The organism is Kitasatospora sp. NPDC022785 (genome assembly GCF_055561295.1).
Window position 1 is genome coordinate 1 of record NZ_JBVHHB010000029.1, and the last position, 22,329, is coordinate 22,329.

The following is a 22,329-nucleotide window of genomic DNA, read 5'->3' on the forward strand; positions in this document are numbered from 1 at the left end:
ATGACCAAGTTCGACCCGGCCGCGTTCGACGCCCACTGCAAGGACGGCACCCTGCCGACCATCTCCTGGCTGGTCGCGCCCTACCTGTTCTCCGAGCACCCGGAGGCCGGGCCGGCGTACGGGGCGCACTGGGTCAACACGGCGCTGCAGTCGCTGATGTCCAACCCGGCGGTCTGGCAGCACACCGTCTTCCTCGTGATGTACGACGAGAACGACGGCTACTTCGACCACATGGTCCCGCCCACCCCGGAGGCGGGCACGCCCGAGGAGTTCACCCAGGGGCGGGCGATCGGCCTCGGCAACCGGGTGCCGCTCTGGGCCATCTCGCCCTGGTCACGCGGCGGATACGTCAACTCCCAGGTGTTCGACCACACCTCCGTGCTGCGCTTCATGGAGCAGGTCACCGGCGTCGCAGAGCCCAACATCTCCGCGTGGCGGCGGGCCGTCTGCGGCGACCTCACCAGCTGCTTCGACTTCGCCGCCCCGGACCTCTCGATACCGCGGCTGCCGGACACCAACGCCCTGATGGCCAAGGCCGACGCGGGCACCAAGCTCCCGGGCGTCCAACTCCCGGCCGTCGGCGCCCAGTCGATGCCCGTCCAGGAACGCGGCGAGCGCCCGCACCGCCACCTTCCCTACCAGCCCTGGGCCGACGTCGACGTGGACCGGAAGACCGGCAAGGTCACCTGCACCATGACCAACGACGGCACGGTCGCCTTCCCGTACACCGTCTACCCGAACATCGTGCTCCCGTTCGCCGGCACGCCCTACACGGTGGCCCCCGGTGCCACCGCCACCTACGTCTGGGAGGCCGCCGCGACCCACGGCCGCTACGACTTCACCGTCCACGGCCCCGACGGCTTCGTCCGCCGCTTCGCCGGCACCGTCGTCCGTGACGGCCGGAACGCCCCGGACGGCCCGGACGGCCAGAACGACGTCGGCGTGCCGATCGTGACGGCCGACCTGAGCAACTCCTCCCGGCTCACCCTCCAACTGGTCAACGACGGCATGACCGACGTCGCCTTCACCGCCGCGCCCAACGACTTCGCGGGCACCGCGCAGACCGTCTGGGTCAAGCCCGGCAAGCAGGTCAACCTGGCCTGGCCGCTGGACAAGCAGGGCCGCTACGACGTCGTCGTGACGGCCGCCACCGGCCTGCGGTTCACCCAGCGCTACGCGGGCTGGGTCCACTGACCACCCCTTGAGCGCGACCGCCCGCTGAACGCGGCCGCCTGCAGAGCGCGATCACCCGCCCCAAGCCCGGCCGCACCACCGTCCGGGGGCTCCGAACCGGTGACCCCCGGACGTGGCGCGGCCGCCCGGCCGGGCCACGCGGCTACCGTCGGGCGCATGCAGAAAATCATCACCTTCCTCTGGTTCGACGACCAGGCCGAAGAGGCCGCCCGCTTCTACACCTCGCTGTTCGCCAACTCCCGGATCACCGTCATCACGCACTACGGCGCGGACGGCCCCGGCAAGCAGGGCTCCGTCATGACGGTCGAGTTCGAGCTCGACGGCCAGCGCTTCGCCGCCCTCAACGGCGGTCCCACGTTCCACTTCACCGAGGCCATCTCGCTCCAGGTGGAGTGCGCCGACCAGCAGGAGGTGGACCGGCTCTGGACCGGGCTCCTCGCCGACGGCGGCGAGGAGAGCGCCTGCGGCTGGCTCAAGGACCGCTACGGCCTCTCCTGGCAGATCACCCCCCGCGTTCTGATCGACCTGATCGCCGATCCGGACCGGGCCAAGGTCGACCGCGTCATGGCGGCCATGATGCGGATGCGGAAGCTGGAGATCCAGCCGCTCCTCGACGCGGCGCGGGGGTGAGGCCGTGAGTGCCGCGCCCTACCGCTGCATCCTCTACCTCAGGGCCACCCCCGAGCACGTCTGGCACGCGCTCACCAACGCGGACGAGTCCGCCGTCTACTGGGGCCACCGCAACGTCTCGACCTGGCTGCCCGGCGCCCGCTGGGAGCACCGGCGCGCCGACGACTCCGGCACCGCCGACGTGGCCGGCACCGTCGAGACCGCCGAACGCCCGCACCTGCTGGTCACCACCTGGGCCGGTCCGGACGAGCAGCGCCCGGCCGGGCCCTCCTGGGTCACCTTCGAGCTCCAGGGGCACCTGGACCTCACCCGGCTCACCGTCACGCACGACCGGCTCGCCGACGAGGCCGAGCGCGCCGACGCCGAAGCCGGCTGGTCGGCCGTCCTGTCCAACCTGAAGACCTACCTGGAGAGTGGCCGGCCGCTCCCGCAGGAACCCTGGTCGATGCCCTGACACCCGGCCGCGGGGCGTGTCCGACCGTTCCCGCCCGGCGCACGACGCTCCCCAGGTCAGAACACCTAGGCCCGCTCGCCCGCCCGGTTGCCGCGCCAGAGCCGGGCCAGCCGGGCGGGCCGCAGCCGCCCGGAGCGCAGCCGCTCGCCGCGGGCGAGCCGGCGCAGCCACGCGAAGCGGGAGAACCGCTCCCGGTTCGCCACCGAGGCCCGGTCCAGCTCCTCCATCAGCCGCCGGCTGCGGTGTTCGAGGTCCAGCTCGTCCAGGATCCGGTCCACCTCGGCCAGCAGCGCGCCGTGCAGCTGCCACGCCTCCGGGTGCAGCTGCACCTGCCGCAGCAGCAGCTCCGCGACGTTCTCGCGGCTGGCCCAGGCGGCGGCCAGCTCCGAGGTGAGCCGCCGTTCGGCCTCCTCGGCGTTACTGCTCACCTGGGTGGTGACCAGCACCGCGAAGCTCACCAGGGCCCCGCCGACGTGCGCCAGCAGCTCCTCCAGCGCCACCGCGACGTCGGCCGGGAGGAGCCGCTCGCCCGGTGCGCGCCGCTTGGCCAGGTCGGTCAGCGAGCGGGCCAGCACCCGGATCACCACCACGCAGATCTCCAGCGTGTCCAGCCCCGTGCGCAGCACCAGCCGGGAGAGCAGGCCCTCGCTGATCCGCGGGTTGAGCCGCAGGCTGTCCTCGGCCTGCCGCAGCGCCCCGTCCACGTCGGCGATGGCCTGGTCCAGCCGCCGGGCCTCGTGCAGGCGCTCGGCCGCGCGCTCGACCGGAGTGGGCCGGCCGAGCTCCTCGGCGATGCCGTTCAGCAGGTGACGGGCGCGCCGGGCGAGGTCCTCGATCGACTCGCCGGCCGTGTCCACCCAGACCGGCGGCGCGAACACCAGGTTGAACAGCAGCCCGACGACGGCGCCGATCAGGGTCTCCAGCACCCGGTCCCAGGCCTGTGAGGTCACCTGCGAGACGCCCAGGATGAGCATCGCGCTGATCGCCACCTCCTGGACGAACTCGTCCACCCGGACGAACCGGCCGATCGTCAGCGAGGCCAGGATGATCAGCCCGAGGCTCCACCAGGAGAGCCCGACCACCGAGCTGAACCCGATCGCGATCAGCACCCCGACGACCACCGAGTTGACCCGGCGGATGCTGGTGGTCAGCGTCGAGTAGACGGTGACCTGGACCACCAGCAGCGCCGTCAGCGGCGCGGTCAGCGGGGCCGGCTCACTGCTCAGCTGGGTGGCCACCGCGTACGACAGGGTGGCGGCCACCGTCGCCCGGATCGTCTGGACGACGAAGGGTTCTCGGGCGCCGCGGCGCAGTGCGGTCGCGAAGGACTCCGGTAGTAGGGCCATGCCGCCCTTCTTCCCCCGTGACGCGGCCTCCACCGCCGAACCGCCGGACCGCTACCCGAAAGAGCCGCCCGCCGGCGCGGCCGGGGGTGGTGCTACGGCTGCTTGCGCTGGTCGCGGAGCAGCTTCCACGGCGCCATCGCCGACTCGACCTGCACCCCGAGGCTCATCTTCGACGCGCCCTTGATCCGCTCCTCGAAGCGGATCGGCACCTCCCGGATGGTCAGCCCGCGCTTGACGACGCGGTAGTTCAGCTCGACCTGGAACGAGTACCCGTTGCTGTTCACCGAGGGCAGGTCGATCGCCCGCAGGGTCTCCGCCCGCCAGGCCTTGAAACCGGCGGTGGCGTCGCGGACCCCGAGGCTGAGGATCGTGTTGACGTAGAAGTTCGCCCAGGCCGACAGGGCCTTGCGGTGCCACGGCCACTCCTCGGCGGTCGAGCCGCCGGGCACGTAGCGGGAGCCGATGACGACGGCGGTGTCGTCCGCCAGCAGCGTCTCCACCATCACCGGGAGCACCGACGCGGGGTGCGAGAGGTCGGCGTCCATCTGGATCACCACGTCCGCGCCCTCCTCCAGGGCCCGGGTCATGCCCGCGATGTACGCCCGCCCGAGGCCGTCCTTCTCGGTGCGGTGCAGCACGCCGACCGTGCCGGGGGAGTCCGCCGCGAGCTTGTCCGCGACGTCCCCGGTGCCGTCGGGGGAGTTGTCGTCGACCACCAGCAGGTTCAGGCCGGGCAGCTTGAGGTCCGCGAGCAGCCCGGCGAGGACCGGGAGGTTCTCCCGCTCGTTGTACGTGGGTACGACGACAACGACCTTGGGGGAGTCCTCGACCATGTTCTATCCCTCGCGCGATCCCCGGCCCGTGGCGCGCCGTCGGCGCCTGCACCCGGCCGGACAGTTGTTCATTTCGGTCGGGCGAGTCTAGCCGCGTGGGGATCGGCGGGTTCCACCGCGGGTGCCCGGTGGTAGACCCGGGGGCGCCGAGCGGGCGACGCGCGGGGGCGCGCCCGCCGCGTTCCCGGGTACCGGTGACCAGGTCACATAGCCTGACCGGGCCGTCCGTCCGGCGGCCAGTGGTCGGGAGCCGCACGAGGGTGGGCGGCCGGCGTCGTGGACAGGGGAGTACGTGGGCTCGTCAGCTTCGGCCGATCCGGGGGCCGCTCGGGGGCCCGCCCCGTCGGTACGACAGCGAATTCGCGCGTGGCTGCTCCAAGGCGCCGAGACGGCGACACAGCACCCGGGCCCCCACGCCCAGGCCCCCGTCGAGCACAAGGGCCAGCGCTGGTGGCGGGTGATGTGCCTGACCGGCTTGGACTACTTCTCCACGCTCGGCTACCAGCCCGGGATCGCCGCGCTGGCGGCCGGCCTGCTGTCGCCGGTGGCGACCATCGTGCTGGTGCTGGTCACGCTGTTCGGTGCGCTGCCGGTGTACCGGCGGGTGGCACAGGAGTCCCCGCACGGCGAGGGCTCGATCGCGATGCTGGAGCGGCTGCTGTCGTTCTGGAAGGGCAAGCTCTTCGTCCTGACGCTGCTGGGCTTCGCCGCGACCGACTTCATGATCACCATCACCCTGTCCGCCGCCGACGCCACCGCGCACCTGGTGGAGAACCCGCACCTGCACAGCGCGCTGAGCGGCCGGCAGGTGCTGATCACGCTGATCCTGGTGGCCCTGCTCGGTGGCGTCTTCCTGAAGGGGTTCAGTGAGGCGATCGGCCTGGCCGTGGTGCTGGTCGCGGTCTACCTGAGCCTGAACGTGGTCGTCGTCATCACCGGTCTCTGGGAGGTCCTCCGGGCCCCGCACCTGGTCACCGACTGGAAGGACGCGCTGATCGCCGAGCACGGCAACGCGATCGCGATGATCGGAGTCGCGCTGATCACGTTCCCCAAGCTGGCGCTCGGCCTGTCCGGCTTCGAGACCGGCGTCGCCGTGATGCCGCACATCGAGGGCGACCCGGACGACACCGAGGAGAAACCGACCGGCCGGATCCGCGGCGCCCGCAAGCTGCTGACCACGGCGGCGCTGATCATGAGCGTCTTCCTGATCACCACCAGCTTCATCACCACGCTGCTCATCCCCAAGCCGGCCTTCCAGCCCGGCGGCGCGGCCAACGGACGCGCCCTCGCTTACCTGGCCCACGAGTACCTCGGCAACACCTTCGGCAGCATCTACGACCTCTCCACCATCCTCATCCTCTGGTTCGCCGGCGCCTCCGCGATGGCCGGGCTGCTCAACCTGATGCCCCGCTACCTGCCCCGCTACGGCATGGCTCCGGACTGGGCCCGCGCGGTGCGCCCGACCGTCCTGGTGCTGACCGCCATCGGCTTCCTGGTGACGTGGCTCTTCGACGCCAGCGTGGACGCCCAGGGCGGCGCGTACGCCACCGGGGTGCTGGTGCTGATCAGCTCCGCCGCCATCGCCGTCACCATCGCCGCCCACAAGGCGAGGGAACGCAACTGGACGATCGGCTTCGCGGTGATCGCGGCGGTCTTCCTCTACACCACGGCGGTGAACATCGCCGAGCGGCCGGACGGCGTCAAGATCGGCGCCTGCTTCATCGCCGGCATCATGCTGCTGTCGCTGCTCTCCCGGCTCAAGCGTGCCTTCGAACTGCGGGTCACCGACGTCGTCCTGGACGAGGCGGCGGAACGTTTCGTCCGCGACTACACCCACCGGCCGCTGCGGCTGATCGCCAACGAGCCCAACAACCGCGACCTCGTGGAGTACCAGGAGAAGAAGCGGCAGATCCGGGCGGACAACGACATCCCGGCCGAGGACGACCTGGTCTTCGTGGAGGTCACCGTACGCGACCCCTCGGAGTTCGAGGCCGTGCTGCGCGTCCACGGCGAGGTGCTGCACGACCGCTACCGGGTGCTCTCGCTGGAGAGTTCCAGCGTGTCGAACGCGCTGGCGGCGCTGCTGCTGACGGTCCGCGACCGGACGGGGCAGCAGCCGCACATCTACTTCGAGTGGACGGAGGGCAATCCGTTCGCGCAGTTCCTGCGGTTCTTCCTGTTCGGCCATGGCGAGGTCGCCCCGGTCACCCGCGAGGTGCTCCGGGAGGCCGAGCCGGACCGGCGCCGCCGCCCCCGCGTCCACGTCGGCTGAGGCCTCGGCCGCTCCCGAGCGGCCCGCCCGGGCCCGGGGCCGTCACCTGCTGGGGCGGGACCTGCTCCAGGCGGGGGCGACGAGGGCGATCAGGGCGACGGCGAAGACGAGCTGGAGGAGGTGACGGATCCAGTCGATGCCGGAGGTGTGGCGGACGCCGACCCAGCCGGCCACCGCGTTGCCGAGCAAGGCACCGGCGGCGCCGAGCAGCATCGTCAGCCACCACGGGATCGCCTGCGGGCCGCGCAGGATCAACTTGGCGATCACGCCCAGCACGAAGCCGATGAGCAGAATCCACAGGAGCTGGAACATCGCATTCCACCTTTCGAGGCGCGTCGTCACATGATCGCCCGGATCGCCGGGCCCGGCACGTCGGAGCGGTGCGTGGCGGCCGCGCGCCCGGTGTCGGCAGGCCCGGAATCTGCGTCGAGTTGTCTGGACAGCTTGGGGTCGACGGGTCGTCACCGAGCCGACATGCGGCACTCTGGCGCCGTCCATCTGGGGCACGTAGACATAACGGGTCTGGGCCGAAACCAGCCCCCGCCCAGCGCCCGTGACAAGGAGCAAGCTCCCGATGAGTCCGATGCCCGAACTCTCGCGCCGCACGATCCTCGGCGGTGCGGCGGCGGCCGCCGTGCTGTCCGCCCTCCCGCTCAGCGTGCGCGAGGCGCTGGCCGCGCCGGCGAAGCCCGGCAAGCTGGCGGACATCCGGCATGTCGTGGTGTTCATGCAGGAGAACCGCGCGTTCGACCACTACTTCGGCACGCTGGCCGGGGTGCGCGGCTTCGGCGACCGGACGGCGGTGCGCGGGGTCAACGGGCGCACGGTGTTCCACCAGCCCGACCCGAGCCGCAAGGAGGGCCACCTGCTGCCCTTCCCGATGAACGCCGCGCACACCAACGCCTACCAGCAGGGTGCGCCGGCCTTCGGCTTCGTCGACTCGATGAACGCCTGGAAGGACGGCCTCGCCGACGGCTCGGTCACCCGCCGCTCCGGCGGCTGGCTCGGCCAGGGCTACTACGAGCCCGCCGACATGCCGTTCTACAACGCGCTCGCCTCCGTCTTCACCACCTGTGACGCCTACTACGCGTCCGTGCAGTGCAACACCAACACCAACCGCGACCACCTGATGACCGGTACCAGCGGCGGCACCGTGCGGGACACCCCGGTGACCGACAACACCGAGATCCCCGGCGGCTACGAGTGGACCACCTACGCCGAGCGGCTGGAGCGGGCCGGCGTCAGCTGGAGGACGTACCAGGCACTGGACAACTTCGACGACAACGCCCTCGCCTGGTTCGCGCCCTTCGTCAAGGCCAAGCCCGGCGAGCCGCTGTACGAGCGCGGCATGCGCGCGGTCGGCGACCCGGCGAGGAAGAACGACCCCTTCGCGATGGGCGACGCGCTGGTCGAGGCCTTCTCCGCCGACGTCCAGGCCGACCGGCTGCCGCAGGTCTCCTGGCTGGTCGCGCCCGCGGCGCTCTCCGAGCACGCCAACTACGCGCCGCCGAACGGCGAGCACCTGACGGCCAGGCTGCTGGCCGCGCTGGCGGCCAAGCCGGAGGTCTGGGAGAAGACCGTCTTCATCCTCAACTACGACGAGCACGGCGGCTTCTTCGACCACCAGCTGCCGCCCGTACCGCCGCTCGCCGCCGGGGGCGGCAAGTCGACCGTTCCGGTGGACGGCGAGGTCGTGGTCCGGGTGAGCAAGGGCGGCTCGACCTACCACCGGGTGGTGAGCCAGGACGGAACGTACCGGGTAAAGGCCGCCGACGGCTCGCCGGCCTGGTCCGACACCCTGCCGGCCGGGGAGACGCTGGTCTCCGGCCCGTACCCGATGGGCCTCGGCGTCCGGGTGCCGATGATCGTCGTCTCGCCGTGGACCCGCGGCGGCGTGGTCGACTCCACCGTCTACGACCACACCTCGGTGCTGCGGTTCCTGGAGCAGTGCTTCGGCGTCCAGGAGCCCAACATCAGCCCCTGGCGGCGCGCGATCTGCGGCGACCTCACCAACGTGTTCGACTTCTCCGGCCGCAATCCGGTCTGGCCGCAGCTGCCGGACACCAGCGGCAACCGGCAGAAGGTGGTCGACACCGGCAAGCTGCCCGCCCCGACCGTGCCCAGCCCGCAGACCTTCCCGCAGCAGCAGCGCGGCACCCGCACCGCGCGCCCGCTGCCGTACGACCTGCTGGTCAAGCCACGGCTGAAGGGCGACGAGCTGACGCTGGACCTCATCAACCAGGGCCGCCAGGGCGCCGTCCTCGCCGTCTACCCGGCGCCGGGCACTGCGCCGCGCCACTACACGGTGGGCGCGAAGTCCCGCCTCTCCGACGTCTGGACGGTCGGCCCGGACGGTTACGACCTGCGGGTGCACGGCCCGAACGGCGCGCTCTGGCACCTGCGCGGGGACGCCGCCTCCGCGTACGAGATCTCGCTCTCCGAGGAGCAGAACGGCAAGGTGCTGGAGGTGGACGTGATCAACCGCTCGCGGACCGCCCAGACCTTCCTGGTGGGCGACCTCGCCTACGGCGACGGGCTGCGCGAGGTCCGGGTCGCGGCCGGCGACGACAGGACCGTCAACGTCAAGGTCGGCCCCGAGGGCTGGTACGACGTCGCGGTCGGCGTCCGTGGAGACCTCGCCTTCCGCCGCCGGATCGCCGGGCGCTTCCCCTGGGACGGCGAGCACCTGCAGACCGACCCGGCGATGGGCCTGGCCGACCCGCTCTCCCTCGACGTCACCCTCAAGGCGGCCTCCGCCACCATCGACGAGGCGATCCTGCTGCCCGGCCGCCCGGCCCGGATCTCCGCCCGGTTCACCACCACCGCCGCGCTCACCGCGATCGAGGCGCAGCCGGTCGTCCCGGCCGGCTGGACGGTCGCCGCCGTCACCGCCCCGCCCGCCGCCCTGGCCGCGGGCGCCGTGGCGACGGCGGAGTGGGACGTCACCCCGCCCGCCCGGCTGCCCGACGGCGCCACCCACCGCATCCTGGTGACCGCCCGCGCCCTGGCCGGTGACCGCTTCGCCCTCGCCGACGGCGAACTCGCGGCCCGCACCGCCCCGGTGATGGCCGGCCACCTGCTCGGTGAGGACTTCGAGTCGCTGGCCGGCGCACTCCGGCCACTGGACGGCGTGCTCGGCTGGACGCAGCAGGCGCCGCAGGGCTGGTCGGTGGTCAACGCCCCCGCCATGCCGCAGGGCACCGTCCGCCTCCAGGGCTGGACCTTCCACACCAAACGCGCCTGGTCCACGCCGGCCGGCCAGGACCGCGGCAACTTCACCCGCGGCCTCGGCATCCTCGCCGTCGCCGACCCGGACGACTGGGACGACACCGGCGCTCCGTCCCGCAAGGGCGTCTTCGACTCCACCCTCGTCTCGCCCGCCGTCCCGATCCCGGCAGGCACGGGCACCCTGCACCTCGCCTTCGACTCCCACTACCGCCAGGAGGCCCCGCAGAAGGCGACGGTCACCGCCGTCTTCGACGACGGCACCGAGACCCGCCTGCTCGCCTACGGCAGCGACGCGACCGGAAACGACAACGCCGGCAAGGACGTCCAGAACACCTTCGTCACCAAGCAGTTCGCCGTCCCCGCCGGCGCCCGCACGGTGACCCTGAAGTTCCGGATGTACGACGCCGGCAACAACTGGTACTGGGCCGTCGACCACATCCGCCTCGCCCCCAGGCCCATCACCGCCTGACGCCTCGGCTGGCCCCGGCCCGCGCACCCCGCCCGCCCGGGGAGCGCGGGCCGCGCGCGTGGGGAGCGGATTCGCGCCGGGTGATCGCCGGATCGGGCCGGAAAGTCGCTGTGCGTCAATGCGGCGTCACGTCAGGATGTCATGGACGCGGACACGCCGCGTCGACGAGAGGAGCCGAGAGCCGTGATCCGTCTTAGGGCTGCCGCCCTGACCCTGGGCTGTACCGCTGCTGCGCTGACCCTGACGATGTCCACCGCGCACGCCGCGCCGGGGGACACCACCAACGTCTGCGGGTCCGTGCTCACCCCGAGCGGGTTCGTCGACGTGCAGTGGTGGAACAGCGCCGGCTGCGGGGCGGGCACCTTCAGCCCCAACTCCAAGAAGATCATGCAGCTCACCGGCTACCCGGTGGGCACCGTGGTCAACGCCTGCGCCTCCACCTGGCCGCCGGCGGGCTGGGTGCAGGTCAGCGACTTCTACAGCTCCAGCTGCAACTACTCCGCGGTGCCCAGCTTCAGCAAGAACTCCTGGCAGCTGAAGCGCGTCTCCTGACGCCCCGCCGCCAGGTCCTGTCCGGCCGGTCGTGCCGGGCGCGCGATCGACCGGACAGGACCTACTCCTCGCGGACGGCCGCCACCGCCTCGCGGACGTCCGGGTCGGCGTCGTCGGCGAGCCCGTCCAGCACCTCGGCCACGCCCGGGGTGGACCAGCGGGCGATGGTCCAGACCAGTTCCTCGCGTACGGCGGCCTCCGGGTGACCGGCCAGCCCGGCGAGCCGGTCCACCGGGCCGCGGCGGCGCAGGGAGAACCAGTGCAGGGCCTCGCGCAGCACCGCCGGATCGCCCGGATCGCCCGCCGCGGCGATCCGGGCGAGCAGGACGCGCACCGGCGGTGGCGGGCCGTCCAGCGGGTGCGGACGGCGCTCGCGCAGGCGGCGCCCGCCGTACTCGCCGCGGATCCGGCAGCCGGCACAGGTGCAGGGGCGGGTGCCGTGCGCATCCGGCCGGTAGCGCCAGCCCGCCACCTGCGGCGCGCTGCGGATCCGGTGCACCTCACGGGCCGTCACCGCGCGGGGCAGGAAGACCTCCCAGCCGCGCGGGTCGTCCAGGGCGGCGACCCGCCGGACCGCCTCGGCAGCCGGTACCAGCTGCTGGGTGCCCCGGGCGCGGTGCCCGTAGTGGCCGACCAGCACGGGCTGCTCGTCGTCCAGCCGGACGTGCACCGCGACCAGGCCGCCCCTCGTCCCGAACCCGGCCAGCTCGCGCAGCCACTGGTGGGTCAGCGTGTACGAGGGGAGCACCGGGAAGCAGTACACGCCGCGCGCCCCGCCCTGCCCCCGGCTGTCGGCCCGGATGCCGGCCCGCCGGATCCGGGCCGCGCTCGCCGCCGAGGCCAGATGTACGAAGATCGCCATGGAGCGGGATGCTAGCGCGCTGCCCAGGGCAGGGGGCTAGGGCAGGAGCGAGGGGACGAGGGGCCGGAAGTTCCGGAACGAATTCCTCCGGACGTGTCGAATCCGGCGGAGGAACCGCGCCGTACAGGGTGAGGCCGCGGACGCGTGCCGGGAGGCGATCCGGCCGACCGCCAACAGGGTCGAGCGGGCCGCACTCGCGCGGCGGCTGGGCGCCCTGCCGGGCTGACCGTGCCCGGCCCGCGCGGTCGGGCCTCGCGGCCGGTCAGGGCACCCGACCGGGCAGGCCGTCCGGCCGGGCACGACACCCGACCGGAGGGCCTCGCGGCAGGTCGGGTCTCTCGACCGGTCAAGTCTCTCGATCATTGAGATATATGATGCGACCGACCGTCACCGGCCCCGGCACGAAGGGCGCTTCACGATGCTCACCGGCAGCCCCACCGCCCGGCGCCGAGCCCGGCTGCTGATCCCGTTCGCCCTGCTGATCGTCTGGCTGGGCCTCGGCGGGGCGTTCGGCTCGTACGCGGGCAGGCTCTCCGAGGTCGCCACCAACGACCGGGCCGCCTTCCTGCCGCGCAGCGCGGAGTCGACCGAGGTGGCCCGGCTCGGGCAGGAGTTCCAGACCGCCGCCACGCTGCCGGTGATCGTGGTCTGGGAGAGCCGCACCGGGGCCGTCGGCGAGGCGCAGCGCGCCGCCGCCGAGCGCGCCCTGGCCGCGGCCGCCGGCGTCCCCGGCGCCACCGGGCGGGTGTCGCCCGCCGTGCCCGCCGGGGACGGCCGCGCCCTGCAGGGCGTCGTCCAGCTCCGTGCCGACCTCGGGCGGCAGACCGGCGACAGCGTCCGCGCGGTGCGCGAACTCGCCGCCCGGGTACCGGACACCACCGTCGGCCTGGCCGGCCCGGCCGCGGTCGCGGCCGACCTCGGCGCCGCCTTCGCCGGCATCGACGGACTGCTGCTCGGCGTCGCCCTCGGTGTGGTGCTGCTGATCCTGCTCGCGGTCTACCGGGCCGTCCTGCTGCCCCTGCTGGTCATCCTCGGCGCGGTGTTCGCCCTCGGGATCGCCTGCGCCCTGGTCTACCTGCTCGCCGGCCACGGCCTGGTCCGGGTGGACGGCCAGGTGCAGGGCCTGCTCTCGATCCTGGTGATCGGTGCGGCCACCGACTACGGGCTGCTGCTCTCCGCCCGCTTCCGGGAGGAACTGCACCTGCACGGCGACCGGTTCGCCGCGATGCGCACCGCCTGGCGGCGGTCGGTCGAGCCGATCGCCGCCTCCGGCGCGACCGTCGCCCTCGGGCTGCTCGTCCTGCTGCTCTCCGACCTGACCAACAACCGGGCGCTCGGGCCGGTCGGCGCGGTCGGGATCGGCTGTGCGGTGCTCTCCGCGCTCACCTTTCTGCCCGCCGCCCTCGCCCTGCTCGGCCGCGCCGCCTACTGGCCGGCCCGGCCGGCCGCCGACGGACGGGCTCCGGTGCACGCCGTCTGGGAGCGGGTGGCCGCCCTGGTCGGCCGCCGGCCGCGCGCCACCTGGGCGGCGAGCCTGGCGGTGCTCGCCGCCCTGGCCGCGTTCGCGCCCACCCTGGACTCCGGCGGCGTGCCGCAGAGCGAGCTGTTCGTCAAGGCCCAGTCCTCGGCGGCCGGCCAGCGGCTGCTCTCGGCGCACTTCGCGGGCGGCTCGGGCAACCCGGCCGTCGTCCTCGCCGAGGCCGGGCAGGCCGAGGCGGTGGCCGCCGCGGCCGCCGTCCCCGGGACGGCCGGCGTCCGGCCGTACACGGGTGGGGCGCCGGGAGGGGTGCCGGGGGGCGGTCCCAAGGTGGTGGACGGGCGGGTCCGGCTGGACGTGACGCTCGCCGACCCGGCCGACAGCGACGAGGCCATCGCCACCGTTCGCCGCCTGCGGCAGGCGGTGCACGCGGTGCCGGGCGCGGACGCGCTGGTCGGCGGGTACACCGCGCAGCAGTACGACACCCGGGTCACGGCGGAGCACGACCGGTCGTTCATCATGCCGGTGGTGCTGCTCTGCATCCTCGCCGTGCTCGTCCTGCTGCTGCGCTCGCTGCTGGCACCCGTCCTGCTGGCCGCCACCGTCGCGCTCTCCTACCTGGCCACGCTCGGCGTCAGCGCGCTGGTCTTCCCGCACGTCTTCGGCTTCACCGCCACCGACCCCTCGGTGCCGCTGTACGGGTTCGTGTTCCTGGTCGCGCTGGGCGTGGACTACAACATCTTCCTGATGACCCGGGTGCGCGAGGAGGCGCAGCGGGTCGGCACCCGGGAGGGGGTGCTGCGCGGGCTGACCGCGACCGGCGGGGTGATCACCTCGGCCGGGGTGGTGCTCGCCGCGACCTTCGCCGCGCTCGGCGTGATCCCGCTCGCGTTCCTTGCCCAGATCGCCTTCATCGTGGCCTTCGGAGTGCTGCTGGACACGCTGCTGGTGCGGTCTCTGCTGGTGCCCGCGCTGGTCCGCGACCTCGGGGAGGGGGTCTGGTGGCCCGCCCGGCCGGGCCGGGTGACGGCTCGTCCGGCGGTGCCGGAGCAGGTCGGCGAGCGGGTCTGACGGCGCCCGTCGGCGGGTGCCGTCGGCGCGCGCCGCGGGTGAGCGCCGCCCGTTAGGCTGAACGGGTCAGCACGCCGTACACGACCCGGAGCGGATGATCTTGTCGGAGCAGGAGCCGAGCACGCCCCCGACGATGCCCGTAGCGGCCGACACGCCGGCTCTCGGGCGGCTCCTCCAGGACCTCGCCTCCGAGCTGCACCTGCTCGGCCACGGCTTCGCCGCCGCGAGCGGCCTGCACGCCACCGACGTCCAGGCGCTGCTGGCCGTCATGCGGGCGGCGCCCGGGCAGGACGGCGGCCCCGGCGGGGTCACCCCCGGCCGGCTGCGCGAGGAGCTGGCCCTCACCTCGGGCGCCGTCACCGCGGTGCTGGACCGCCTGGAGCGCGCCGGGCACATCCGGCGCACCCGGGACGCCGCCGACCGCCGGCAGGTGCTGGTGCACTACCTGCCGGGTGCCGGGCTGATGGCCGCCGAGTGGTTCGCGCCGGTCGCGCGGCGCACGGAGGTGGTGCGCGGGGAGTTCACGGCGGCGGAGCTGGCCGCGGTGGCCCGCTTCCTCGGCCGGCTCACCGGCGAGCTGGAGGAACTGCGGCACACGCGCTGATCGCGCCACCCGCGCTGACCGCGCCACCCGCGCCCGCGCTGACCGTGCCCCCCGCGAGCTCTATCGGCCGAGCCGACGGGTGATCAGCGCGTCCAGACCGTCGAGGATGCGCTCCAGGCCGAACGCCAGGGCCTGGTCGTGGCCGTCCTGTGCCGTCATCGCCACCGCGAGCGCGGGGAAGCGGTCGGCGTGCTCCTGGACCAACCCGCCGAGGACGGCCAGCATCTGCGACTCGGGTTCGCCGCCCGGCCCGGCGGCCCGGGCCTGCTCGGCGATGCCGCGGACGTGGCCGGCCAGCAGGACGGCGGCGTCCATCCGCTCGGGCCCGGTCAACCCGTTGCCGTCCAGTGCGGCCACCACCCGCTCCAGCCAGGCGAGTTCCCTCGGGCCCATCACCCGGGGGCCGACGGGGGCGTCCAGCAGCCAGGGGTGGGCGCCGAAGACATCGGTCAACTGTGCGGACCAGTCGCGGAGTTGCTCGCGCCAGTCGGGTGCGCCGGTGGCCGCGGCGGGTTCGCCGACCGCCTCCTCGACCATCAGCGCGACCAGCTCCGCCTTGCCCGGCACATACCGGTAGAGCGACATCTTCGTGTAGTCGAGCCGTCCGGCCACCCGCTGCATCGAGACGGCGCCGAGCCCCTCCGCGTCCGCGATCTCGATGCCGGCCCGGGCGATCCGCTCCAGGGTGAGCGCCGGCTTGGGCCCCCGGGTCGGTTTCGGGTGGGGGCCCCAGAGCAGTCGTGCCGTGTCGGCCGCCCCGCTGCCGGATCCGCTGCTCAATTCCCGCTCCCGTCCTGCCTCCGGCGCCGGCTCCTTGCCGAACCGGCCCCACTGTGTCTACCGTACACAGCAGCAATCAGTGTCTGGCGGACACAGTTTCTGGCGGGCGACGGACCGCGCCGCGCCCCGCCGGCTTGCGGCGGGCCGCGGCGATCTCATCGGATGGAGCGGTTTCTCATGGGCACGAAGGTCCTCATCTCGGGGGCGAGCATCGCCGGGCCCGCGCTGGCCCACTGGCTGGGGCGGTACGGCTTCGAACCGACCGTCGTCGAGCTGGCCCCCGCCCTGCGCGGCGGCGGCCAGGCCGTCGACTTCCGCGGCGAGACCCACCTGACGGTGCTGGAACGGATGGGCGTGCTGGACGAGCTTCGCCGGATGGGCACCGGCGGCAGCCCGATGAGCTTCGTCGACCGGCGCGGCCGTCAGCTGCTCCACCTGCCGGCCGACTTCGCCGGAGGCGACGTCGAGGTGCCGCGCGGCGAGCTGGCCCAGGTGCTGTACCGGCACAGCCTGCCCACCACCGAGTACGTCTTCGGCGACTCGATCACCGCGCTGGAGGAGACGCCCACCGGCGTCCGGGCGGAGTTCCGGCACGGCGCGCCGCGCGCGTTCGACCTGGTGATCGGCGCCGACGGGCTGCACTCCAACGTCCGCCGGCTGGCCCTCGGGCCCGAGCGGCGCTACGTCCGCCACCTCGGCTACTACGCCGCCACCTGGCAGCTTCCCAACGACCTGGGCCTCGCGCCCGGTTCGGTCGGCCTCAATGTGCCGGGCCGGCTCGCCTCCGTCGGCGCGGACCACCGTGACCCGGCCAGGGCCGGCGCCTTCTTCCTCTTCGCCTCGCCCGAACTCGCCTACGACCGGCACGACGTCGAACAGCAGAAGACGCTGGTCAGGGACGCCTTCGCCGGCCTCGGCTGGGAGGTGCCCCGGCTGCTGGAGAGCCTGCGCGAGGCCCCGGAGCTGTACTTCGACTCGATCAGCCGGGCGGACGTGCCCGTCTGGTCCACCGGCCGGATCGCCCTGGTCGGCGACGCCGCCTGCGGCGCCACCATCGGCGGCATGGGCACCGGCACCGCCGTGGTCGCCGCGTACGTCCTGGCCGGTGAACTCGCCCGCGCCCGCGGTGACCACCGCGCCGCCTTCGCCCGGTACGAGAACACCGTCCGCGGCTACGCCGAGGGCTGCCAGAAGGGCGGCGACCGCACCGGCCCGTTCCTCGCCCCGGGGACGGCGGCCGGCCTGCGGGTGCGCAACGGGCTGCTGGGGCGGCGGTGGATCCTCAACCGGATGCTGGAGCTGGGCAGGAAGGTCGGCAGCACCATCGAACTGCCCGACTACGAAGCGGAGTCGGCGGCACACTGACCGGTGCGGCCCCGCCGTCCGGCGGGTTCATCTCATGGGCGTGATCCGGGTGCCGCCGTCCAGCACGGCCTCCACCGAGACGGTGGCCCGCGCCGGCCGTTCGACGGCGAGGGTGTGGTCGGGCGCGGGCCGGTCGGCCGTCCAGTCGGGGCCCTTGGCGGTGATCCGGGCGACCCGGCGGCTGCCCGCCGCCAGCAGGAACTCGGTGCCCTGCGGGGAGCGCCACCACGTCCAGCCGACGGTGTCCTGCTCGAACCGGCTGCACGCCCGCCCGGGCCCGCCCCCGGTGTGCTGCGGGCTGCGCGCCCCCGGCAGCAGGACGGCGGTCGCGGCGCTGCCCTCGCCGTTCCACCGGTCCGCCCGCAGACAGACCCAGGACGCCGCGCCCGCGTTCTGCGGCAGCTGCTGCACCGCGAACGCCCAGAGGTCCAGCTGCTTGACCCCCGGCGTGGCGTCCGGCACCGCGCAGCCGCCGTGCGCCCAGGCCTGGAGCGCCTCCGGGGTGACCGCCTCGCGGGGCTCGCGGTCCGGCTGGGTGCGGTCCGGCGGCGGGGTGTAGCTGAGATGGGCGGGGACGAGCCCGCCGAGGTCGGCCAGCAGGAAGGCGTGCTTCTCGGCGATCACGGGGGAGGAGTGCAGCTGGAGCACGGTGGCGCCCCGGCAGTCCGCGAGCGGCCCGGGGGAGCTGATGGCCGCCGGGGCCCCCGGGGCCGCGGCCGTCACCCCGTCCGCGCGGTCCAGCGGCTTGGCGGGAGCGTCCGGCTGGTCGATCCGCCGGGTTTCGGCCGCGTCGATCCAGGGGGCGAGCAGGTAGCGGGCGGAGGTGCCCTGGCGGCGCAGCGCCACCGCGCCCGCAGTGGTGACGGAGGAGTCGTCGGCCCGGGCGAGGTCGAGCCCGCCGCCGCGCCCGTCGCTGTAGCGGGCCAGCCGCCCGCCGTCGTACAGCACCACCACGGCCGTGCCGTCGACCGTGCCGGCGAACAGCAGGTGCGGCGTCCTGGTGGGCGGGGCGGTGTCCGTGCCCGGCTCGGCCCTGGTCTGCGGGCCGGGCCGGTCGGCCTGCGCCCAGGCGGTGAGCGCCCGCCCGAGCAGGGTGGTGTCGTCGCGGCGGTCGCCACGGGCGGGCCACGCGGAGAAGTCGAGCCGTGCGGTGTGCTGCCACTGGTCCGGCGCGACCCGGACCAGCCGGGCCGGGTCGGGCGCCGCCCCGGCCGGCGGCGCGGGGAGCGGGTGGCCGGCGGCCGGGCCGCCGCCGGCGGAGGATCCGGACAGCACGGCGGCCGTGGTGGTGAGCGCCAGCGCGGCCACCGCGAGCGAGGCGCCCACGCTGCGGCGGCGGCGCAGCAGGTCGGTCGGCTGGACACGGACGGCGCAGGGGTCGAAGGCGGGCAGTTCCGGCGTGGCGGTGGGGAGTCCGGCCGCCCGGTCGACGGCCCGGTCCGGCTCGGCGGCCCCGGCCGCTCGCAGCACCTCGGCGGCCTGCCCGGGCGTCAGGCCCTCGACCGCCAGCAGCGCGAACGCCGCCCGCGCGGACGCGTCCAGACCGGCCAGCTCCCGGTCGAGCGCCGCGTCTTCCTCCCCGCCGCCCGGGGTGAACAGCCGCACCCCCCAGACCCGTGGCGCGAGCAGCCGGTCCACGGGCCGCGGCCGCAGGGCGGCGCGGAGCACCCGCAGCCGGAGCGCGGCGTACACCTGGTCCTCGTCCGGGCCGGCCGGGGCGCCCGGGCCGGCGGGGCGGCGCCAGCGGGAGGGCAGGGCGCACTGGACGGCCGCGTGCGCGGCGAGGACGCGGCTGTGGCGGTCCCGGTCGGCGGGCAGGGCCAGGTACGCCAGCCGCACCAGCCGGCGGTAGTGGCGTACCAGGGCCGCCTCGGCCCGTGCCACCGGGCGCACGGAGGCGCCTTGCGGCGATGGTCCGGCTGTCCGTCCTGCCAACGCGTCCTCCCCGGAGCCGTGCGTGGTCGTGGTGGACGGTCCAACGAGTCGATCATGTGATGGTTGCGCCGTCCGGGGCGGGTCTTCGCGGTGCGGGCGGTGGCGGATCAGTGGCGGGGCCGGGCCGCGGGCCGTGAGGGGGGTGTTCGGCGGGCAGGGCCGTTGGTCCCCGATTTTCAGCCCGTTGGCCTCTGGCGGTGTGCCTGGGCAGGGGCGATGCTCCAGGTGTACCCGGCCGGACGACGGTCGTCCGGCCGACATCGTTCGCGGACGAGGTGAACCGGCGTGCGGCATGCCACCGTCGAATCTGTGATGACCAGCCCTGTGGTCCGGGTCGCGCCCGAGACCGGCTTCCGGGAGATCGTCGCGCTGCTGGCCGAGTACGACATCACCGGTGTGCCGGTGGTGGACGCGCAGGGGCGGCCGCTGGGCATCGTCTCGGAGGCGGACCTCCTGCTCACCCTGGCCGCGCAGGAGGACCCGGGCAGTCTCCTGCCGGCCCCCGAACTGCCCCGGACCGGGCCGGGCGGCGCCGTCACCGCCGCCGACCTGATGACCGGCCCGGCGGTCTGCACCACGCCGGGCACCAGCGTGGTCGCGGCGGCGCGGCAGATGCGCCGGCACGGGGTGAAGCGCCTGCCGGTGCTGGACGCGGAGGGCCGGGTGTTCGGCATGGTCAGCCGGGGCGACCTGCTGCGGGTCTTCCTGCGCGAGGACCGGGTGATCCGGCGGGAGATCGTCGAGGAGGTGCTCGGCCGGATCGAGGGCGTCAGCCCCGCCGAGGTGGGCGTGGAGGTGGACCAGGGCCGGGTGGTGCTCAGCGGCACCGTCCCGGAGCCGCACCTCGTCCCGATCGTGCTGAACCTGTGCCGTTCGGTGGACGGTGTCGTCTCGGTCACCGACCGGCTCGGCAGCAGCGGCGCGGCGCCGGCCCCGGTCGGCTGAGGGCTGCCGGTCGCGGCCCCGGAGGATCCGCTTCGCATATTGCGGAGCGTATCGGGTAAGTCACTCTGTGTACCGGTCGGCATCGGGCCGCCGGTATGCAGGGGCACCGGGGAGGCGGCCGTGGCAGTCGTGTTCGATGCGGACTTCACTTCGACCAGGCAGTGGACGGCGGGCCGCAGCAGCGCCTATCCCCGGATGGGGCCGACCAACCGGGGCGACCACAAGCTCGACTTCCTCGGCCGCGCCTACTGCCCGGGCGGGGTGTTCACCGCCACCCGGCGGCACGGCGGGGAGCTGTGGACGTGCAGCCTGCTCACCACCGAGGGGAGCGCGGAGGGCTTCCAGGTCCGCACCGGCGACGTGATGGCCGCGCGGGTCACTCTCCCGGTCGAGCTGGGTGCCTGGCCGGCCATCTGGACCTGGCGGGACGGCGGCAACGAGGTGGACGCCTTCGAGTACCACCCCGACCACCCGGACCTGCTGGAGATCTCCAACCACGTCCGCGGCGGCTTCCGGTACTGGCACGGCGGCGCCGCCGGCATAGCCCCGGGCGCGACCTTCGACCTGCGGACCGTGCTCGGGGCGTACTCGGTCGACTGGTTCGTCGACGGCACCCTGGTGCATGCGGACCGCCGCGGGGTCGGGCCGGACTGGCACGCGTACCTGATCGTCAACATGTCGGTGGCGGACGGCACCTACCACGACCGCCCGCCGGCCGACGGGCCGGACCGGCTCAGCTGGGTCTGCCACAGCCTGCGGGTCGAGCGCTGAGGCCGGAACCCGCGGGTCGAGCGCCGAAGCCGGCGCCCGCGGCAGGGCCGCCCGGCCTCAGGCGTCCGGCGGGAAGGTCGCGGTGATCAGGCCGCGCGGGCCGGAGCGCTGGAACCAGACCACCCGGCGGTGCGGACCGATGAACGCGGGGTGCGTCACGTAGAGGTCGTCGCGCGGGGCCTGCTCGTTGCCGGGGGCGAGGGCGGCGTCACGCGCGTCGTCGGCGATGGCGCGCAGCAGCGCGTGGGCGGTCGCGGTCGCCGCGGACGGGGCGATGGCGAGGGCGGTGAGCTCGTCCCAGAGGCGGGTCGAGACGTAGGCGATCGGCGAGCGGCCGAGGGCCGGGTGCGGGCGACCGTCCTCGTAGCGGCGCAGCACCCCGGCCGCGACGAGCCGCTCGCGGTCGTCCGCCGGCGGATGGTGGTCCATGGGTCGCAACGCTACCCGGTGGGCCTGACCGGCGGGGCGGGGAGCATTTCCGCGCATTCTCAGACAATCCTCACGTCCGCCCGGTCGCTTGCGGGCGCACGATGGTGGGTGGGGTGCCGCGGTGGACGGGGCGCCGGACACCTCGGCGGGCCCGGGCGGGCCGGAAGAGGAGGTCGTCATGAGGCACTGGTACGGACACGGGCACGGACACGCCCTCGGTGGCTGGGGCCTGGGGCTGATGGCGATCGCGATGCTGCTGGTCCTGGCGGTGCTGGTGCTGGCCGTCGTCGCGCTCGTCCGCCATCTGTCGCGGACGCCGCGGACGGTGCCGCCCGGCGCGTGGGGGCCGGGCGGGGTCGGGCCGGGCGGGGCGTCGGCGGAGCCGCCCGGGCGGGCGGCTCCGCCGACGGCGGAGCAGTTGCTCGCCGAGCGGTTCGCCCGCGGGGAGATCGATGCGCCGGAGTACCGCCACCGGTTGGACACGCTGCGCGCCGCCGAGGGGCCGGGGCCCGGCACGGGCGGCGGAGGGTGAACGGGCGGAGGGCCGCCGCGTCTCTGCGCGGCGGCCCTCCGGTCTGTATCAGGTGCTGTTACTCGACGACCAGCTCGACCGGGATGTTGCCGCGGGTGGCCCGGGAGTACGGGCAGACCTCGTGCGCCTGCTTGACGAGCAGCTCGCCGCTCTCGCCGGCGAGGGCGTCCGGCAGCTCGACGCGCAGGACCACCGCGAGGCCGAAGCCGGCGCCGTCCTTGCCGATGGAGACCTCGGCGGTGACCGAGATCTCGCCGGTGTCGACCCGCGCCTGCCGGCCGACCAGGCTCAGGGCGCTCGCGAAGCAGGCCGCGTAGCCGGCGGCGAACAACTGCTCCGGGTTGGTGCCCTGTCCGCTGCCGCCGAGAGCGGGCGGCATCGCCAGGGCGAGGTCCAGCTGTCCGTCGGAGCTGACGGTGCGGCCCTCCCGGCCGTTCGCGGTGGCCACTGCGGTGTAGAGCGCGTCCATGGGTCCGTTCCCTTCCGTCCTGCGTCGGTCGTGCTTCTGTCCTCGGCGGCCGGGTGGGCCGCCTTCCGGGTTCAAGTAGAGCACGCAATTCAATTGCGCACAACTGAATCG

The 22,329-nt window shown here is 74.2% G+C and carries 20 protein-coding genes; 12 read left to right on the top strand and 8 right to left on the bottom strand.

The annotated features are described in order from the left end of the window. The 3 genes from ACZ3YO_RS32965 to ACZ3YO_RS32975 form a co-directional block, all read left to right on the top strand. Nucleotides 1-1,194, top strand: a 1,194-nt coding sequence (locus ACZ3YO_RS32965) for an alkaline phosphatase family protein (RefSeq protein WP_465576788.1), incomplete at its 5' end; no start/stop codon positions are given. A gap of 156 nt (nucleotides 1,195-1,350) precedes the next feature. Beyond that, the gene (locus ACZ3YO_RS32970; protein WP_465547118.1) at nucleotides 1,351-1,824 is read left to right on the top strand and encodes a VOC family protein; all 474 of its coding nucleotides are present in this window, start codon (nucleotides 1,351-1,353) and stop codon (nucleotides 1,822-1,824) included. A gap of 4 nt (nucleotides 1,825-1,828) precedes the next feature. Continuing rightward, nucleotides 1,829-2,278: an SRPBCC domain-containing protein gene (locus ACZ3YO_RS32975; protein ID WP_465576791.1), complete on the top strand. Its 450-nt coding sequence runs from the start codon at nucleotides 1,829-1,831 to the stop codon at nucleotides 2,276-2,278. Nucleotides 2,279-2,343: 65 nt separating this feature from the next. On the opposite strand, the gene ACZ3YO_RS32980 is transcribed toward ACZ3YO_RS32975, so the two are convergent. Together ACZ3YO_RS32980 and ACZ3YO_RS32985 are read right to left on the bottom strand one after the other, a co-directional pair. Further along, nucleotides 2,344-3,624 (bottom strand): FUSC family protein, encoded by a 1,281-nt coding sequence (locus ACZ3YO_RS32980; RefSeq protein WP_465576794.1) that lies wholly within the window; start codon nucleotides 3,622-3,624, stop codon nucleotides 2,344-2,346. A gap of 92 nt (nucleotides 3,625-3,716) precedes the next feature. Next, entirely contained in the window at nucleotides 3,717-4,457 is a 741-nt protein-coding gene (locus ACZ3YO_RS32985) for a polyprenol monophosphomannose synthase (RefSeq protein WP_465576797.1), read from the bottom strand. 460 nt (nucleotides 4,458-4,917) lie between these two features. Between ACZ3YO_RS32985 and ACZ3YO_RS32990 the strand changes: the two genes are divergently transcribed. Further along, nucleotides 4,918-6,729 (top strand): APC family permease, encoded by a 1,812-nt coding sequence (locus tag ACZ3YO_RS32990; RefSeq protein WP_465547114.1) that lies wholly within the window; start codon nucleotides 4,918-4,920, stop codon nucleotides 6,727-6,729. A 42-nt stretch (nucleotides 6,730-6,771) separates the two neighbouring features. Here ACZ3YO_RS32990 and ACZ3YO_RS32995 read toward each other — a convergent pair whose 3' ends face one another. After that, complete coding sequence (locus ACZ3YO_RS32995; RefSeq protein WP_465547113.1) at nucleotides 6,772-7,041, bottom strand: GlsB/YeaQ/YmgE family stress response membrane protein; 270 nt, start codon at nucleotides 7,039-7,041, stop codon at nucleotides 6,772-6,774. Between the two features lie 262 nt (nucleotides 7,042-7,303). On the opposite strand from ACZ3YO_RS32995, the gene ACZ3YO_RS33000 reads away from it, so the two are divergent. Next, entirely contained in the window at nucleotides 7,304-10,426 is a 3,123-nt protein-coding gene (locus tag ACZ3YO_RS33000; protein ID WP_465576801.1) for a phosphocholine-specific phospholipase C, read from the top strand. Nucleotides 10,427-10,609: 183 nt separating this feature from the next. Then, nucleotides 10,610-10,978 (top strand): hypothetical protein, encoded by a 369-nt coding sequence (locus ACZ3YO_RS33005; protein ID WP_396322255.1) that lies wholly within the window; start codon nucleotides 10,610-10,612, stop codon nucleotides 10,976-10,978. Nucleotides 10,979-11,039: 61 nt separating this feature from the next. Here ACZ3YO_RS33005 and ACZ3YO_RS33010 read toward each other — a convergent pair whose 3' ends face one another. Further along, nucleotides 11,040-11,840, bottom strand: coding sequence for a HEAT repeat domain-containing protein (locus tag ACZ3YO_RS33010; protein ID WP_465576805.1), 801 nt, complete (start codon nucleotides 11,838-11,840; stop codon nucleotides 11,040-11,042). A gap of 418 nt (nucleotides 11,841-12,258) precedes the next feature. Between ACZ3YO_RS33010 and ACZ3YO_RS33015 the strand changes: the two genes are divergently transcribed. Both ACZ3YO_RS33015 and ACZ3YO_RS33020 read left to right on the top strand, forming a co-directional pair. Next, nucleotides 12,259-14,388 (top strand): MMPL family transporter, encoded by a 2,130-nt coding sequence (locus ACZ3YO_RS33015; RefSeq protein ID WP_465576808.1) that lies wholly within the window; start codon nucleotides 12,259-12,261, stop codon nucleotides 14,386-14,388. Nucleotides 14,389-14,521: 133 nt separating this feature from the next. Further along, on the top strand, nucleotides 14,522-14,992 hold the full coding sequence (locus ACZ3YO_RS33020; RefSeq protein WP_465576810.1) for a MarR family winged helix-turn-helix transcriptional regulator: 471 nt from the start codon (nucleotides 14,522-14,524) through the stop codon (nucleotides 14,990-14,992). A gap of 60 nt (nucleotides 14,993-15,052) precedes the next feature. On the opposite strand, the gene ACZ3YO_RS33025 is transcribed toward ACZ3YO_RS33020, so the two are convergent. Beyond that, nucleotides 15,053-15,772, bottom strand: a complete 720-nt coding sequence (locus ACZ3YO_RS33025; protein WP_465576813.1) for a TetR/AcrR family transcriptional regulator C-terminal domain-containing protein — start codon at nucleotides 15,770-15,772, stop codon at nucleotides 15,053-15,055. Between the two features lie 177 nt (nucleotides 15,773-15,949). Here ACZ3YO_RS33025 and ACZ3YO_RS33030 point away from each other — a divergent pair, with 177 nt between their 5' ends. Next, entirely contained in the window at nucleotides 15,950-17,137 is a 1,188-nt protein-coding gene (locus tag ACZ3YO_RS33030; RefSeq protein ID WP_465576816.1) for an FAD-dependent monooxygenase, read from the top strand. Between the two features lie 27 nt (nucleotides 17,138-17,164). Here ACZ3YO_RS33030 and ACZ3YO_RS33035 read toward each other — a convergent pair whose 3' ends face one another. After that, the gene (locus tag ACZ3YO_RS33035) at nucleotides 17,165-19,030 is read right to left on the bottom strand and encodes a hypothetical protein (protein ID WP_465576819.1); all 1,866 of its coding nucleotides are present in this window, start codon (nucleotides 19,028-19,030) and stop codon (nucleotides 17,165-17,167) included. Between the two features lie 354 nt (nucleotides 19,031-19,384). Here ACZ3YO_RS33035 and ACZ3YO_RS33040 point away from each other — a divergent pair, with 354 nt between their 5' ends. Further along, the gene (locus ACZ3YO_RS33040) at nucleotides 19,385-20,017 is read left to right on the top strand and encodes a CBS domain-containing protein (RefSeq protein ID WP_396322263.1); all 633 of its coding nucleotides are present in this window, start codon (nucleotides 19,385-19,387) and stop codon (nucleotides 20,015-20,017) included. A 120-nt stretch (nucleotides 20,018-20,137) separates the two neighbouring features. After that, complete coding sequence (locus ACZ3YO_RS33045) at nucleotides 20,138-20,788, top strand: LamG domain-containing protein (RefSeq protein WP_465576822.1); 651 nt, start codon at nucleotides 20,138-20,140, stop codon at nucleotides 20,786-20,788. A gap of 57 nt (nucleotides 20,789-20,845) precedes the next feature. Here ACZ3YO_RS33045 and ACZ3YO_RS33050 read toward each other — a convergent pair whose 3' ends face one another. Continuing rightward, a complete protein-coding gene (locus ACZ3YO_RS33050; protein WP_465576825.1) occupies nucleotides 20,846-21,217 on the bottom strand; it encodes a hypothetical protein in 372 nt (123 codons plus the stop codon). Between the two features lie 178 nt (nucleotides 21,218-21,395). On the opposite strand from ACZ3YO_RS33050, the gene ACZ3YO_RS33055 reads away from it, so the two are divergent. Continuing rightward, nucleotides 21,396-21,749, top strand: coding sequence for an SHOCT domain-containing protein (locus ACZ3YO_RS33055; RefSeq protein ID WP_465576827.1), 354 nt, complete (start codon nucleotides 21,396-21,398; stop codon nucleotides 21,747-21,749). Nucleotides 21,750-21,807: 58 nt separating this feature from the next. Here ACZ3YO_RS33055 and ACZ3YO_RS33060 read toward each other — a convergent pair whose 3' ends face one another. After that, nucleotides 21,808-22,218 carry an organic hydroperoxide resistance protein gene (locus ACZ3YO_RS33060; RefSeq protein WP_396322267.1) on the bottom strand — a complete coding sequence of 137 codons (411 nt, stop codon included), beginning with the start codon at nucleotides 22,216-22,218 and terminating at the stop codon, nucleotides 21,808-21,810. Between the last annotated feature and the right edge of the window lie 111 nt (nucleotides 22,219-22,329).